Raw genomic sequence first — 15,075 nt, 5'->3', positions numbered from 1 at the left:
TATTCTAATTCTTCTCTTCAAAGAATGCCTTAACATTAACATCTGAATAGCTTTGTGAACAGAAACCTTCTATTACAGCTCCATTATTAATCTGTACAGAGCGTGATTTTATATCTCCCATAATAACTGCTGAAGAATCAACGATAACTGGTCCATTAACATCTATATTTCCATTAATCGCTCCGGCTATCACTGCTGATGTAGCTGTTACATTACCTATTATAACAGAACCTACTCCAACCTTTACTGTACCTTCGCTCACTACTTCACCTTCAATTTTAGCTGAATCAGCAAAAATTTCGCTAGCTTTTGAGTTACCTGTAACTTTACCTGTTATAGTGAGTTTACCGCTACATGATACATTTCCTGTAACAGTACCAACAATCTCAAGTGAACCTGTTGACTCAATATCACCCTTAATCGTAGTTCCTCTCGTTATAACGGCAGATTCATCACTCAATTCATTATTCTCTGAAACTGCTTTAGGTTCCTCAACTGCAAAAACAGTTTCTAATTCTGGAGATTCTTCTTCTATAACATTTTCTTCTATAACATTTTCTTCTATAACACTTGCTTCTTCTACTGCATTTTCTTCCTCTGGTTTAACCTCGTCCTCTGAAGTACTGCTTACAGCCTTTAATAAATTATCAAAGTCGTCTAAATCTATACTATCATCAGAATCTTCTAATAACTCATCATCATTTTTTATCTCAGTATCTGAACTTAATAATTCTTCCTCTGGTAATAATTCGTTTACTGCCTGCGATAAATCTTCCTTAAATTCTTTAAAAAAACTCATTTGTAATCCTCCATTCTAATTGTTTACTGATTCTGCTTTAATATGTTGGACTGGCGGAACATTTTCATCCAACGGCCGCATTTCAATTCCTAACGCTTGAATACTTTCAATAATTTTACCTAAGGCTTCAACTGATGTAGTTTTTTCTGTTGTATCATGCATCAATACTACAGAGGTATGATACAATCCTACATCATTTAGTACATTATTTACCAATGTATCTACATCGACATTTTGACTTGCTGCATCCCCGCTCGCAACATTCCAGTCAAAATACGTAATGCCTTCTGACTTTAAATACTTAATAAATTCTGTCATGTCTATGTTACTTACCAGATTACTGCTTCCACCTGGAAATCGATATAAAGTTGGAATTACACCTGTAACCTCATACAACAAATCTCTTAGTTTCCTCTCATCATTTGCAAAAGACTCAACAGAATTATATATTTCACTATATTGATGAGAATATGAATGCATTCCAAGTGTATGCCCCTCATCCACTATTCGTTTATAAAGAGCCTTTGCTTCATCTGTTTCCTTTCCAGTCACAAAGAAAGTCGCTTTCACATTATGCTCTTTCAATATATCCAATATACTGGAGGTATTTTCACTTGGCCCATCATCAAATGTCAAATATACTATCGTTTCTTCTATTTCATTGCTATTCGCCTCAGTTGTAGATTCTACATTAGCCATCGGCTGAACTTGCATATTTTCAGGCAGCTCCGTGGCATATACACCATCTGCCAAATCAACTGTCTTGTCCACTTCACTGGACTCTTTCTTATTCTCAATCATTTTTGTCAGTTCATTTACCTGTTCTTGTAATGAAAACACTTTCAACATTAAGCATAAACTTAAAATGGTAGGAAATAAAATAGATACTATTACACTTCCTACTATTAGCTTTTTAATTTTGCCAATTCTTGCTTTTCTTTGCCTATTTTTTTCTTCAATCGACATTATTGCATCATTCACGCAAATTCCCCCAGACATATGCCACCATTCTATTACTATTGTACCACATTTTAAAAAAAGGGGATAAAAATTTTATTAAATCGGCATATTTTTTTATAAAATTTATTCATTTTTATAAAGTCTAAAAGATTCTTTCGATTTTTTTTTAAGAAAAAACGGCTTTACGAAAATTTTCCGCAAAGTCGCCTTCCTTTCTAATTAATGACCCATCTGCTTTGCTACTTCTTCAGCAAAGTTTTCTTCTTTCTTTGCAATTCCTTCACCAGTTTCATAACGAATAAAACGCTTTAAGCTTAATTTTGCTCCTGTTTCTTTTGCCACCTGTGCTATATATTTAGCTACAGTTAAATCACCGTCTTTTACATAGACCTGATCTAATAAGCAAACTTCTTTTAATTCCTTATTTAAACGTCCAACAATCATTTTATCAATAATATCATCTTTTTTATCTGGATTCTCATTCTTTGCCTGAGCCTTTAAAATTTCTTTCTCATGTTCCATATATTCTGCTGAAACTTCATCTCTTGAAACATATTTTGGTGACAATGCTGCTACCTGCATTGCTACATTTGTTAATGCAGCCTTAATATCATCATTAATCATATCGGTGTCTGCTTCAATAATAACACCGATTCTTCCACCACCATGAATATAAGATGCGATGCATCCATTTTTTGCTTCAATTTTGTCAAATCTTCTGATATTTAAATTTTCTCCAATAACCGCTATCTTCTCTGTCAATACTTCTTTTACCGTTTTAGTAGTATCTGCTAACCAAGCTTCACCTAAAAATGTATCTGTATCTGTTGATGAAGTATTTAATGCCTGATTCGCTACATCTGCAACAAACGTCTGGAACTCCTCATTTTTAGCAACAAAATCTGTTTCACTATTTACTTCTACAATTGCTGCAATTTTATCATCTTTAATAACAGCTTTAACGAGTCCTTCTGCTGCAACTCTGCCAGCCTTTTTTTCAGCCTTTGCTTGTCCGTTCTTTCTTAAAAATTCAACTGCTGCCTCCATATCACCGTTTGTTTCATTCAGTGCTTTCTTACAATCCATCATACCAGCACCTGTTATTTCTCTTAACTCTTTTACCATTGCTGCTGTAATCGCCATTCTATATTTACCTCCGGTTTATATTTTATTTTATTATTCATGAGAAACTAACCTGACGAGCCTATCTGACCGTCATATTATTGACAAGCTCTTCTGCAAACAGATTATTTCCTCAAGCTCATATAAATTATTTAGAAAATGCTTCAACCTGAATAATACAGGTTGAAGCACTATATACTTAAATCCAATTGCCAAAGACTATCCTCAGCTAGATTGATAAATTAAGCTTCAACTGCTGCTTCTTCCTCTGCAACAACTTCTTCTGTAATCTGGCTGCCTTGATTCGCTTCGATAACAGCATCTGCCATCTTAGAAACGATAAGCTTAACCGCTCTGATAGCATCATCATTACCTGGAATAACGTAATCTAATTCTTCTGGATCACAGTTTGTATCAGCAATACCGATTAATGGAATACCTAATGTATGAGCTTCCTGAATACAAATTCTTTCCTTTTTAGGATCTACTACAAAAATTGCATCGGGAGTCTTTTTCATATTCTTAATTCCACCAAGATTCTTTTCAAGCTTTTCTAACTCTTTCTTTAGCTCAATAACTTCTTTCTTAGGAAGAACATCAAATGTTCCATCTTCCTGCATGGTTGTGATTTCTCTAAGTCTTCCAATTCTACTTTGAATTGTCTTAAAGTTAGTAAGCATTCCACCTAACCATCTTTCATTTACGTAAAACATTCCGCAACGTTCTGCTTCCGATTTGATAGCATCTTGTGCCTGCTTTTTCGTTCCAACAAAAAGAATAGTACCACCATCTGCAACTACATCTGCAATTGCTTTGTAAGCTTCATCTACTTTACCAACTGACTTTTGTAAGTCAATAATGTAAATTCCATTTCTCTCTGTGTAGATGTACTCTGCCATTTTAGGATTCCATCTTCTTGTCTGATGTCCAAAGTGAACTCCAGCTTCAAGTAATTGTTTCATTGATATAACGCTCATTCTATTACCTCCGTGGTTGTTTTCTTCCGCACACTTCATATCTTTAAGTAACCTTTCGGCACCCACTTAAAAATCCGCATACGTGTTTTTTACCGTCTTGAATTATAACATAAAGGCTTGCCATAAGCAAGCCCTTTTTCTATCTTCCGGTAATTTTTCCCAATATTGTATCATAACTTTCACCTGTTTTCACTTCATATTCACCAACCTGCAAATTATTGGAATCTCCTGAATCTACTATGTAATTATTAAAGTCTTTCGCATCCGCAATAATTCCTTTATCCTGCAAAAGATTTGCAACAGATTCTGATCCCATTCCGGGAGAGATATTAAAAGTAACGGTTGTAAATTCACTGGTTGAACCAGCTATTTCAGTTTCCTGCACTGTAGTATTATTAGAGTCTGTATCCGTTGCAGCAGTCTCAGTGGCTGCCTCTTTATTGTTATCTGTATCTGACTGTTCTTCACTAGCTTCGTCTGCATTCTCTAGTTTGCTTTTTAAATCGTCAATACTTGTTTTAGAATCGGACAAATCTTTATTTACTGAGTCATAATCCTCTTGTGTTACCATACCAAGCTCTTGGGCTCTTTGTAAAATTTGGGTATCTGTTATTTTATCATTTTCACTTCCACTTGAAATCATAAATAAAATTGCGGTAACAACGACTCCTATTCCAATGCCTCTTAAATAGTATTTAAGCTTCATCGTCTTCCCCCTTCAAATAAATCAATTACTAATTGAACTTCTCCGACACCCAACCCTAAAGTTCTCGCTATTTCAAGTGAAGTATATCCACTTTGACTCATTTCTAAGATTTTGCTGTTATAATTAGAAGCATTTTCTGTATCTTTAATATTCTCGACTGTTGTATCATTCGAAATGTTTTCTAAAATTCCTTCTATATCTTCATCAGAATTTTCAATATCTATTTCATACCTGTTTTTTCCATTTTCAAAGTTTTTGTCTGCTACTAAATTAACTAAATTAGTTTCAATGTCATCTAATTCTGAAATACCTAAGCTGCTTTCTTCATCATTAGCCAGTTTTTTCATACTTCTATTCTTTTCTTCATTAGTCATATCATTTGAAAACTGTAGCGCCATTAGCTCTATATTTCTTATTTGTTCCTCCAAAATTTCAATAGTTGATGCACTTTTTGCCAGCTTATCGATTGACTCCTTTTGATTCGTGGCAAATATATTTATCTCTGCCATTTGTTTATCCATTTTTTCAGTAACAGCAAACGCATCCGTTATTTTTTTACTAATTCCTTTATTTGCTTTTGTAATTAATTCTGCTGTCTCTCTTATTTCTTTATTCTTATCATTTAACATCCCATATAAAAACATAACTTCATTATGATTTTTATGAATAGAATCCATAACAGTGTCGGAATATTCATTAATTGCCATAATTTTTTCATTTGACAATTTCTCCATGGAACGCTTTACTCCTTCGATAGAATTATCGATTGCTTCACTTATTGTTTCATTAATTTCGTCACTCATATTATGAATTTGTTGATTGATAAGTTTCTTAATCTCATTCTCATCAATTGATGCCTTTAGTTGTTCACTCCCAACAGTTACCTTCTCGGAAACAAAAAAACTACATATGAAAATAATTAGACCAATTATTATTATAACAATATCGAACGCTGTCATCTTTTCTCCTTACTATATGCTTATATCAAAGCCCTGACCGACATCTTGCTTTTTCTTTCGATTTTGGTCTTGCTCCTTCTTATCTTTCTTTTTATTCTGATTCGCAAAATAAGTGCCATTTCCCTTTTCTTTTGCATCATACTTTTTTTGATGATTATCACTATCATCAGCATTTCTAACCTTTTTTTGATGATGATCTACTTCTTTTTTTAAATGGGTTTGAATATTACTTTGGTCTACAATGGGCTTATTATCTTCATTATGTTTCATAGTTCCTATGTCTTGTACTCTTGATATTACGCCATTTAATTCAATTGGTCTTATTGGCATATAAAAGCCTCCTTACAATGAATGATCCTACAGCATCAATATTTTAATTTCGCCTTGATCCCTTACAAACTGACAATGGTCTCTTTCTTCCCTGACATACATTACACAATCTGATATTGTTATTTTTACATCTGAGTATATTCTTTCTGAAACTTTTATTCTTGCATCACGAGCAAGATTCAAGGATAAATTAATATTAGTAATCTCATTTTGGCTATCTTTGATTTTTTGTTCCAGTTCTTTATGTTCCTCTGATAGCTGCTTAATATAACCCATTTGTTCATTTGTAAGCTTTTGTCCCTGACTAATCTTTTTCATACAGTTACTTATAACCGGTTCAATCATGCCAACTCTTTTGTTCATTTCTTCTATTTCTTTTTGTAATGTTTGCTGATGTTCTTTTATGGTAGGGTCAATTCCTACTTCTATTCTTGTGTCAGTTCCCATTAAAGAACCAATCGTGCGAGCAGTAATCCCTGTTAGTGATGTAACAACGCCTCCTGTAACAAACCCTTTCTTTCCCTGAACAATAATTTCACCTTTGGCTGAAACTGTACTATGTAAAATAGACTCTGTTTGTACATATCCGTCTGCCTCAACATGTGCACTTTCAATAAATTTGGTGATAATATTTCCACCTGCCTTTAGTATCCCTTTGTTCATGCCTTGTATTCCCCGTTGCAAAACAATTTGTCCACCTGCAATCAGAGTAGCTCCTTCCACAACTCCGTTTACTTCTATATTTCCTTTTGCAACAATTTCAAATCCGCTTCTTACATTTCCTTTCACTAAAACATTTCCTTCAAAATCAATGTTTCCAGTAGATGTATCAACGTCTTGGACTTCATATAAATTAGAAACAAAAACTTTTCCATCTACCAAAGATGCATGTCCATCTACATCTGATGTAATTGTGCATTTATCTTCGGAACAGGTAATATTTTTGCTATACCTAAGTTTCAGCTTATTATAGTTAGGTTGCTTAATCACCTCTCCAAACACATTCAAGCCAGGTTTTCCTAAATCCTCTGGTATCAAAGTAGCAAGAATCTGTCCTTTATGTATATGTCCTATATTATCTAAATGATGAAAATCTACAGTTCCGTCTTGATTAAGCTTAGGCTTAACATTTAAATCCGTATTAAAATGATATATTATTTTTGCATCATGTCCCGTTGTAATCGGAATTCCTTTTACTATTAAATAGTTATGACAATATTTTTTATCTTTTATTAGCTCTTCTATCAAATCTTTCTCAACGCCTACTTTTATCCCCTTTGCAGCAAGTATGCCAAGAATATCATCATAGGTTAACTTCTTAGCTTGTTCCGTAGCAGGATAAAATTTTGCAAACACTTGCATTTTATCATCACTTACTTTAATAGTCATTTGTTCCGATGTTGGAACCAGCATTTCATCATTTAATTTAAATTCCTTTACTTCACTTAGATTCATTATTTCTGCATTTAACTGTTTAATATCATATTCAAAAATTCTGACCTGATTTAAATATTCATTAATATCATTAATGCAAATACTTTCTCCTCCGTTAGCCGGTGGAATAAGCTTAATATACGTACCATCAGTTTTACTTACTAATTGAAACCATCCATTCATCCCTTTTCCCCCTGTACCTGAATTAGATATCTATTAATATTTCAAAATACTTACCAAGTTTCACTTTCATTTTTTGTATTGCTTTCGTATGCAATTGTGATACTCTTGATTCTGATACTTCTAGTATTCTACTAATTTCCTTCAATGTCAACTCTTCGTAGTAATAAAGTAGTATAACTTTCTTTTCTTTATCAGTTAAAGTTTCAAGTGTCTCCTGCAAAATCTTTTTAATTTCGTCATTTTCTACTTTTTTTTCCGGGAGTTCAAAATTAGTCCTGAATCTATTGTCAAAAGAAGTTTCACTCCCCTGCTCTAGAAATTCATCCAATGAAATTATGTTTGTGATTTTTGTCTTATTCCTCCACTCTTCCAGTTCTTCCCCATTAATACCAATTTCTTTCGCTATCTCATCATTTGAGGCTTCTCTGCCTGTTCTTAATTCAACTTCTTTTATTGCCATTTCGATTTTTTTTTGCTTTTGCCTAACAGTTCTTGGAATCCAATCCATCTTTCTTAACTGATCTAAAATTGATCCTCTAATACGCAGACTTGCATAAGTCTCAAACTTAACCATTTTGGCACAATCAAATTTATCAATTGCATCTATTAAACCAAAAACTCCATACCCCACTAAATCATCATACTCAACTGAATGACCTAGGTACATACTTAATCTGCCGGCTACTATTTTAACAAGGGGAGCATATTCGATTATGATTTTTTCTCTGATCTCTTGTGATTTATCCTTTTCATAACTTTCCCATAGTTTCAACTTCCCTGCTTCATCCATTCATAAGCCTCCAGTCACTTTCGTTTATCCTATATTTTTTCTCCCTGCTGTTGTGTTGTATCTTCTGTAATGACACTCTCTTCATTTGCTTCGGATTCATTTTCAGTTTTTAAAGAAAAACATACTTTTCTAATTACAGTTCGTGCGATAAGTCCCACGACATAAAAAGTTAACAACACAACAAAAAGTGCTGTCAAGGCATATGTGTTATCAAATTTCTTTACAACGGCTATGATACAGGTGATCAACCCTGCAATCAACATAATTATCATTGGTAATAATCTTAATCTTTTCATCTTACCACCTTTTCATAAAATACGGAAAAATAGAATTATCATCCGTTGATGACATTCTATCTTTCTTTATTTTATATTTAATTTAGTCTAGAAGCTAATTATATGATTTTCTTCTCTTTCCCTACTGATTTAATTATAAAATTTCCTGTTTCTGTATAAAATTCAACGGTTCGTCCATAATTCAATCCAGTATCCTCTGCTAATAGCCTGATGCCTAGCTCTTTTAATTTTATTTTAGACGCTTCAACATTTCTAGCTCCAATTCGAACCATATCAGACTGTCCATTAAAGGCAAACATCTGAGCTCCACCTGCAATTTTAGCAACCAGCCTGCTTCTTAATGCCCCTGCTTTTATCATCAAATCAACTAAATCAATAATACCTGTATCCGCAAATTTAGCTCTATTTGAATTATTTCTAATTTGTGTGCTATCTGGCAGCATAACATGTGCAAGTCCACCTACTTTACTGACTGGATCATAAACAGCAATCCCAACACAAGAACCTAATCCTAATGTTGTAATAGCATTTGGATACGGGCATACCTTTAAATCAGCCATTCCTACTTTAATCATTTCATCCATATGTATATTACCACCTGTATTATAATCCTAATGATGCTAGAATCTTATCATACGATTCCAATTCAGGAATCAAAATAAAATAACCATTGATTAATATTTCATCCCCAAATTGGGTTTCAATTAATAATGCCTTATCACCAACTTTTCCAAATTCAATTGCAGGTACGCTAAGTATTGCTGCCGCCATATCAATGCTCATATATGGTATCGAAGCTGTAATTGTTAATCTGGTTAATGTTGATAAAGAAGATAAATAGGCTCCAGTAATTATATTTCCTATTTCTTGCAGCGCAGACAAATCCATTTCATCAAATTCTCTGACATCATGTACCGGTCTGCCCATTAGCTGATTAACAAGACAGGTTGCAGCTTTCTTTTCAACCATAAACATCATACTGCCTTGGATATCACCTTCTAGCATTAAATAAATACCTACAACTAATTCTTCTTCGTCACATATTGATGGAGCCAATTGATCAAATCCTACTAAATCAACTTTTGGGACTTTCATATCAAGCTTCATATTAAGAAGCTGTGATAATGCTGTTGTTGCATTGCCTGCACCTATATTGCCTAATTCTTTTAGCACATCATAATGGATTGAATCTATTTCTTCCAAATTAATCTTTGCCATTGGTATACCATCCTTATACTAATTCTTTTTCTGTAATTACACTATTAATATCTAATAAAGAAATAAGTTCTCCATCATGCTTGCCAATACCATTTATATAAGAAGTCTTTTCATCCTTTGAATCATAAGCCATTTTTTCTATATCCGAATTTTCCAAGGTCACGACTTCTTTTACCTCATCAACAATAATTCCTATTAGTGCCTGATCCATTTTTAAAATTATAATTCTACTACTGTTGTCAAACTTATCATCTTCTAACTGCATCTTTAATCTTATACTCATAACTGGAACAATTACACCTCTAAGATTAATAACGCCCTTAAAATAATGTTGTGCTTTAGGTACTCTGATAATTTTTTGCATACGTACTATATTATCTACATAACTAATATCAATACCATATTGTTCATTGCCAATCTTTACTACAATATACTGAGTTGAATTAAATTCTACTTTACTTTCTTCCATTGTCAACACCTCCCTATACCAATGTATTAACATCAAGAATCAATGCTATTTCGCCGTCACCAAGAATTGTTGCACCACTAATTACCTTATCAATATTAATATACTTGCCTAAGGATTTTATAACAATTTCTTGCTGTCCCATTAAGTTATCAACTACTAAACCAGCCAATTTATCACCCTTTTTAACAATTACAACTGTTAAGTTTTCAGGCTGCTCTTCATCTTTAACAATTCCTAAAACTTTATCTAATCGAATAAGTGGTATCACGGTTTCTCGGATATGTATTACTTCTTTTGCTTCGACATATTTAATATCGCGTACCGATATGTCTTCAATTGTCTGTATGCTTCCTAAGGCGATGGCATACTTTTCGTTTCCAAGTTCAACCATAAGTGCTTGAATAATCGCTAATGTTAACGGAAGCCTGATTGTCCATGTACTTCCTTCTCCAAGCTTACTTTTTACTTCAACATCACCGCCTAAAGCCTCTATTTTTGACTTAACAACGTCAAGTCCCACACCTCTTCCTGATACGTCTGAAACAGTTTTAGCAGTAGAAAAACTTGGTAAGAACAATAAATCAATAATATCCTTATCACTCATTGATTCTGCCTGCTCCGGTGTTATAGTACCTCTTTCCAAAGCTTTTGTTCTGACAGCATTTACATCAATACCGTTGCCATCGTCTCTTACTTCAATGATTACATTATTACCCTCTTGATAAGCATCAAGAAAAATAGAGCCAACCTCCGGCTTTCCTCTTGCAATTCTAACCTCACCCGATTCTAAACCATGATCTGCCGAATTACGAAGCAAATGCATCAACGGATCACCAATTTCATCAATAACCGTTCTATCAAGCTCTGTATCTTCACCCGTCATATACAATTCCATTTTCTTATTCAGTTTCTTATTCAGGTCACGAATCATTCGTGGAAATCTATTTACTACACTTTCAATTGGCACCATTCGTGTCTTCATAACTGATTCATGAAGATTCGTCGTTACTCTCTCTAAGTATTCTATCTGTTCATGAAAACCTTGTGAATTCTCTCCTGTTTCACTTGAGCTGACTGATACCAATCCATTTTTTGCAATAATCAACTCACTTACGAGGTTCATAAGCACATCTAATTTTTCAATATCAACTCTTACGGTGCGATTAACCACCGGTTTTTGAGGTGCTGCCTTGAAATTATTTGCCTGTGGTTTTTGAACTACTTGCACAGATGGCTTGCTCTCCTGTGATGTAACAGGCTGAGATTCTTTAACTGATTCTTCAGTCTTTTCCTGTCTTTTATTTAGGCTGCTAATTGATTCGTATGTAAATTCTTCACCTATAACGGTATCAATTTCTGATACGTTTTTGATTACTGCTTCTACCGTTTGATAGGTTTCTTTCGATATTATGTACATGCTAAAATGTAAATCGAATCTTTCATCTTCAATATCTTGAACGCTTGGAATTGATTTAATCGTCTCTCCTACATCTTCAATACCCTTAAAGACAAGAAATGCCCTTGCAGCTTTTAAAATACATGTTTCTTGTACGTATATTGTAAAACCATATACATGCAAACCTCTTTCCATAGCTTCACTGATTGCATGCTTTTCCTGCGGCTCTAACTCAATATCCTTATATAAAGGAGCATATTTTGATTCTTCATAAACAACACTTCTTACTTCTTGTGTCTTATTTGTTTCTTTATCAACTTTTACACCGGTTTCAGCATTTAAAATTGCATTTAATTGTGTAATAATTGGCTCATTGTCATTTGTACCTTCCCCGGCTGTTTCCTGTATAATTTGCAAATACCCCTCCAATGCATCTAAGCACTGAAATAATACATCAACTAACCCTGCAGATACTTTCATTTTACCATTTCGAATTTCAGAAAAAACATTTTCCATATCATGGGTTAATCTTTGCATTCTCTTATATCCCATAGTTCCAGCCATTCCTTTTAATGAATGAGCCGCTCTAAATATTTCGTTAATGGTATCGTCATTTTCAGGTTCTTTTTCAAGAATTAAAAGCTGTTCATTTAAGCTTTGCAAATGCTCTTTTGTTTCATCGATAAAAATCTCTAAATATTGACTAACATCCATATCATCGTACTCCTACATTCTTAATTATAGTCTGCGAAACGTTTTCAAGGGGAACAACCTCATCCACTAATCCCGCTTCAGCAATGGTCTTTGGCATTCCAAATACCACACATGTTTTTTCATCTTGTGCTATTACATAGACCGTTTTACTGTTACTTAATTTTTTAATACCAATTGTTCCATCAGATCCCATTCCCGTAAGCACAACACATACCACTTCATCATAAGAAGAATTAATTAAGGACTCATACATTACATTAGCACAAGGTCTTAGTCCACCAATCGGTGCTTCCTGAGTAAGCTTTATTTTATGACCGCTGCCATCTCTTAATGCTTTCATATGATAACCGCCTGGTGCAATATAAACATATCCCTTTTGAATCATTTCGCCATCTGCTGCTTCTTTCACTTTAACTTTACTCATCTCATCTAATCTTTGCGCTAATGAATTAGTAAATCCCGCAGGCATATGCTGTACTAAAAGCACCGCTGCATTTAAATCTGCTGGAAGCAATGGAATCACTGCTTGTAATGACTTAGGTCCTCCCGTTGAACAAGCCAAAGCCACTATTTTGTTATTGCCTGCTGACATTCTCAACGTTTTTCTTGACTCAGTTCCCATTTCTTTTGCAAAATCTACACCTTTTTTAGAAGCTAATATCTGACGCACTATATCTTCTGTTTTTTTCTCTAACGTCATTTTTGCCGCTACCTCTAGTGTAGACATAAGCCTTTGCTTAAAGTCATTACCTTTCGCCTCAATAAAGTTTTCCGGTTTTGTAACAAAATCAAAAGCTCCTAATTCTAATGCTAAAATAGTCTCTTTGGCGCCTTCCTTTGCCAAGGTACTAACCATAATAATTGGAACTTTAATCTTGTAACGTTGTAGTTGTTCCAAAAGTTCTAACCCTGTCATCTTAGGCATATTAATGTCGCACACAACTACATCATATTTTTTATCTAATAATAATCCAAAAGCCTCTGCACCGTTTTTCGCAATGTCAGTGACTTCAAATCGATTATCTGAGTTTATTATATCACACATGATTCTTCTCATAAGTGCAGAGTCATCAACAATCAAAATATTTTTACTCATTCTATCAACTCTTTCTATTCTTTCGAGATTTACGTTCTTCTTCAAAAATATAACGTACTATTTCTTCTGTTTCCAACAAACTCATACTTACAAATTTTCCTCTACTCTCGTATTGTCCGCTACGATTCAATATCTTATCCGATGAAATAATTTTTATAATGATGCAAAATTCTTTTATTCTATGATTTATCACCAAATTAAATTTTGCCAATATGTAAGAGTTTTTCAAAAATTTATCACCTGATGTAAATCTTATCCCTCCACCGCTGATATCAACAATAAATCCGTTTTGCCATTCTATTATTTTTCCTCTTGCATCTTCAATTTCATTTTGTAGTACTAATCTGCTTTCATATTCAGAAACTTGAGAATATTTCATGTCAATAACACAATCGAATCGAAAGAACTCTCTTCTTTGATTCTTTTTTATCGGGGTCGACAATTCAAACAAAAAAACAAAAATATTATTTTCTTTAAATCGTTTAATTACCTTACCTTTTGCTTGGTATAACCCATTCATTGTATAAAAATAAATTTCAAAAACCTGTCCCAATGGAAGCAACACAATGCTTCCTCCCTCAATCGGCATCGATAATTTTAATATTTTTTCATCTGCTATATCATATATTTTACTTTTGTATATTCTATATTCTTTATCTATCGCATTAGAAGTTTGTTTATGTTTTATTATTCTTAAGTCTACTTTATCGCCTACACTAATAATGCTAGCCATAGCAATCCTCCCTATCTTCTAGCTTTCGTTTTAAGTAATTCTGAAAACAAGCTGGCAATTCCTTTTTTACCTTTACGTTCATCCTTATCATTAACAATCACTTTAGCTATGTCTTCGTAAGCTTTTGATGCTCTTGAAGTGGGATTTAATAACGAAACTGGCCTTTGTCTGATAATTGCTTTTCGAACATTTTCATCATTAGGTATGATCCCTAACAGACTTATATTTAACTTAAGAAACTTGCCGACTACCAAATTTAACCGATCGTAACTAGCCATTCCTTCCTTATAAGAATCAGCTTTATTGGATAATACTTTAATTTTAGTATCTTCCAAATTAAATCTGGGATTACTGTTTAGCACTTTGAGTAACGAGTAAGCATCCGTCAATGAAGTAGGCTCTGGTGTTATAATAAGTATTATTTCTCTACTAACTAAAATAAATTCCAGCACAGCATCTGAAATTCCTGCCCCTGTATCAACAATGATATAATCTGCCAACTCATCCAATTCCGCCAAATTACTTACTAATGTATCAATCTGATTTCGATTCAAATTAGCTAATTCACTAATACCTGAACCTCCTGAAACAAATCCGATTCTCTCAGATTCTACCGTGATTATTTCCTTTATACTTTTTCCCTCAAATATAAAATCCCTCAAACTATATTTTGGAATTGTTCCAAACATAACTTCTATATTTGCTAATCCAAAATCGGCATCAAAGATAATAACACGCTTCCCCAATCTATTTAGCCAAATTGCAAGATTAACGGCTGAATTGCTCTTCCCAACTCCACCTTTACCACTAGTAATAGTTATTACTCTTGCAACTTTATTTACTCTTTGATTAGACATCTTGACGATATTCCTCAGCTGCTGTGCTTGATCCAT

17 protein-coding genes are annotated in these 15,075 nt (G+C 33.6%); all 17 read right to left on the bottom strand.

Annotation, left to right across the window (positions count from 1 at the left end; all coding sequences use genetic code 11):
• Positions 1-4 precede the first annotated feature (4 nt).
• On the bottom strand, positions 5-799 hold the full coding sequence (locus C8E03_RS05930; RefSeq protein WP_110290545.1) for a polymer-forming cytoskeletal protein: 795 nt from the start codon (positions 797-799) through the stop codon (positions 5-7).
• 15 nt (positions 800-814) lie between these two features.
• Positions 815-1,780, bottom strand: a complete 966-nt coding sequence (locus tag C8E03_RS05925; RefSeq protein WP_242993417.1) for a polysaccharide deacetylase family protein — start codon at positions 1,778-1,780, stop codon at positions 815-817.
• Between the two features lie 198 nt (positions 1,781-1,978).
• Positions 1,979-2,902, bottom strand: a complete 924-nt coding sequence (gene tsf / locus C8E03_RS05920) for a translation elongation factor Ts (RefSeq protein ID WP_094379630.1) — start codon at positions 2,900-2,902, stop codon at positions 1,979-1,981.
• A gap of 221 nt (positions 2,903-3,123) precedes the next feature.
• Entirely contained in the window at positions 3,124-3,858 is a 735-nt protein-coding gene (gene rpsB / locus C8E03_RS05915; RefSeq protein ID WP_094379632.1) for a 30S ribosomal protein S2, read from the bottom strand.
• Between the two features lie 139 nt (positions 3,859-3,997).
• Positions 3,998-4,564 (bottom strand): endolytic transglycosylase MltG, encoded by a 567-nt coding sequence (locus tag C8E03_RS05910; RefSeq protein ID WP_094379634.1) that lies wholly within the window; start codon positions 4,562-4,564, stop codon positions 3,998-4,000.
• Positions 4,561-5,523, bottom strand: coding sequence for a DUF6115 domain-containing protein (locus C8E03_RS05905; RefSeq protein WP_110290544.1), 963 nt, complete (start codon positions 5,521-5,523; stop codon positions 4,561-4,563). The genes C8E03_RS05910 and C8E03_RS05905 overlap by 4 nt, the downstream gene beginning before the upstream one ends.
• A gap of 12 nt (positions 5,524-5,535) precedes the next feature.
• Positions 5,536-5,853 carry a hypothetical protein gene (locus C8E03_RS05900; protein ID WP_110290543.1) on the bottom strand — a complete coding sequence of 106 codons (318 nt, stop codon included), beginning with the start codon at positions 5,851-5,853 and terminating at the stop codon, positions 5,536-5,538.
• Positions 5,854-5,880: 27 nt separating this feature from the next.
• Complete coding sequence (locus C8E03_RS05895) at positions 5,881-7,470, bottom strand: DUF342 domain-containing protein (RefSeq protein WP_094379639.1); 1,590 nt, start codon at positions 7,468-7,470, stop codon at positions 5,881-5,883.
• Between the two features lie 22 nt (positions 7,471-7,492).
• Entirely contained in the window at positions 7,493-8,260 is a 768-nt protein-coding gene (locus C8E03_RS05890) for a FliA/WhiG family RNA polymerase sigma factor (protein WP_110290542.1), read from the bottom strand.
• A gap of 29 nt (positions 8,261-8,289) precedes the next feature.
• Positions 8,290-8,556 carry a hypothetical protein gene (locus C8E03_RS05885; protein WP_094379643.1) on the bottom strand — a complete coding sequence of 89 codons (267 nt, stop codon included), beginning with the start codon at positions 8,554-8,556 and terminating at the stop codon, positions 8,290-8,292.
• 98 nt (positions 8,557-8,654) lie between these two features.
• Positions 8,655-9,140 (bottom strand): chemotaxis protein CheD, encoded by a 486-nt coding sequence (locus tag C8E03_RS05880; protein WP_094379645.1) that lies wholly within the window; start codon positions 9,138-9,140, stop codon positions 8,655-8,657.
• A gap of 19 nt (positions 9,141-9,159) precedes the next feature.
• On the bottom strand, positions 9,160-9,774 hold the full coding sequence (locus C8E03_RS05875; protein WP_094379647.1) for a chemotaxis protein CheC: 615 nt from the start codon (positions 9,772-9,774) through the stop codon (positions 9,160-9,162).
• Positions 9,775-9,787: 13 nt separating this feature from the next.
• Positions 9,788-10,243, bottom strand: a complete 456-nt coding sequence (locus tag C8E03_RS05870) for a chemotaxis protein CheW (RefSeq protein WP_094379649.1) — start codon at positions 10,241-10,243, stop codon at positions 9,788-9,790.
• 13 nt (positions 10,244-10,256) lie between these two features.
• Positions 10,257-12,353 carry a chemotaxis protein CheA gene (locus C8E03_RS05865; RefSeq protein WP_110290541.1) on the bottom strand — a complete coding sequence of 699 codons (2,097 nt, stop codon included), beginning with the start codon at positions 12,351-12,353 and terminating at the stop codon, positions 10,257-10,259.
• Position 12,354: 1 nt separating this feature from the next.
• Positions 12,355-13,449: a protein-glutamate methylesterase/protein-glutamine glutaminase gene (locus tag C8E03_RS05860; RefSeq protein WP_094379653.1), complete on the bottom strand. Its 1,095-nt coding sequence runs from the start codon at positions 13,447-13,449 to the stop codon at positions 12,355-12,357.
• A 4-nt stretch (positions 13,450-13,453) separates the two neighbouring features.
• The gene (locus C8E03_RS05855) at positions 13,454-14,182 is read right to left on the bottom strand and encodes a flagellar brake protein (RefSeq protein WP_094379655.1); all 729 of its coding nucleotides are present in this window, start codon (positions 14,180-14,182) and stop codon (positions 13,454-13,456) included.
• Between the two features lie 11 nt (positions 14,183-14,193).
• Positions 14,194-15,075 carry a MinD/ParA family protein gene (locus C8E03_RS05850; protein WP_094379657.1) on the bottom strand — a complete coding sequence of 294 codons (882 nt, stop codon included), beginning with the start codon at positions 15,073-15,075 and terminating at the stop codon, positions 14,194-14,196.

The organism is Lachnotalea glycerini, from assembly GCF_003201285.1.
Classification (GTDB): Bacteria; Bacillota; Clostridia; order Lachnospirales; family Lachnospiraceae; genus Lachnotalea; species Lachnotalea glycerini.
Note: the sequence above shows the minus strand (reverse complement) of the source record. Positions and strands in the feature narration are given on the sequence as shown.

Bases quoted from the DNA above. Each gene is read 5' to 3' on its own strand.
- C8E03_RS05905 (WP_110290544.1), bottom strand. From the start codon at position 5,523: ATGACAGCGTTCGATATTGTTATAATAATAATTGGTCTAATTATTTTC.
- C8E03_RS05870 (WP_094379649.1), bottom strand. From the start codon at position 10,243: ATGGAAGAAAGTAAAGTAGAATTTAATTCAACTCAGTATATTGTAGTA.
- C8E03_RS05910 (WP_094379634.1), bottom strand. From the start codon at position 4,564: ATGAAGCTTAAATACTATTTAAGAGGCATTGGAATAGGAGTCGTTGTT.
- C8E03_RS05855 (WP_094379655.1), bottom strand. From the start codon at position 14,182: ATGGCTAGCATTATTAGTGTAGGCGATAAAGTAGACTTAAGAATAATA.
- C8E03_RS05860 (WP_094379653.1), bottom strand. From the start codon at position 13,449: ATGAGTAAAAATATTTTGATTGTTGATGACTCTGCACTTATGAGAAGA.
- C8E03_RS05890 (WP_110290542.1), bottom strand. From the start codon at position 8,260: ATGGATGAAGCAGGGAAGTTGAAACTATGGGAAAGTTATGAAAAGGAT.
- C8E03_RS05885 (WP_094379643.1), bottom strand. From the start codon at position 8,556: ATGAAAAGATTAAGATTATTACCAATGATAATTATGTTGATTGCAGGG.
- C8E03_RS05865 (WP_110290541.1), bottom strand. From the start codon at position 12,353: ATGGATGTTAGTCAATATTTAGAGATTTTTATCGATGAAACAAAAGAG.
- C8E03_RS05900 (WP_110290543.1), bottom strand. From the start codon at position 5,853: ATGCCAATAAGACCAATTGAATTAAATGGCGTAATATCAAGAGTACAA.
- C8E03_RS05930 (WP_110290545.1), bottom strand. From the start codon at position 799: ATGAGTTTTTTTAAAGAATTTAAGGAAGATTTATCGCAGGCAGTAAAC.
- C8E03_RS05895 (WP_094379639.1), bottom strand. From the start codon at position 7,470: ATGAATGGATGGTTTCAATTAGTAAGTAAAACTGATGGTACGTATATT.
- C8E03_RS05880 (WP_094379645.1), bottom strand. From the start codon at position 9,140: ATGGATGAAATGATTAAAGTAGGAATGGCTGATTTAAAGGTATGCCCG.
- tsf (WP_094379630.1), bottom strand. From the start codon at position 2,902: ATGGCGATTACAGCAGCAATGGTAAAAGAGTTAAGAGAAATAACAGGT.
- rpsB (WP_094379632.1), bottom strand. From the start codon at position 3,858: ATGAGCGTTATATCAATGAAACAATTACTTGAAGCTGGAGTTCACTTT.
- C8E03_RS05875 (WP_094379647.1), bottom strand. From the start codon at position 9,774: ATGGCAAAGATTAATTTGGAAGAAATAGATTCAATCCATTATGATGTG.
- C8E03_RS05850 (WP_094379657.1), bottom strand. From the start codon at position 15,075: ATGGATCAAGCACAGCAGCTGAGGAATATCGTCAAGATGTCTAATCAA.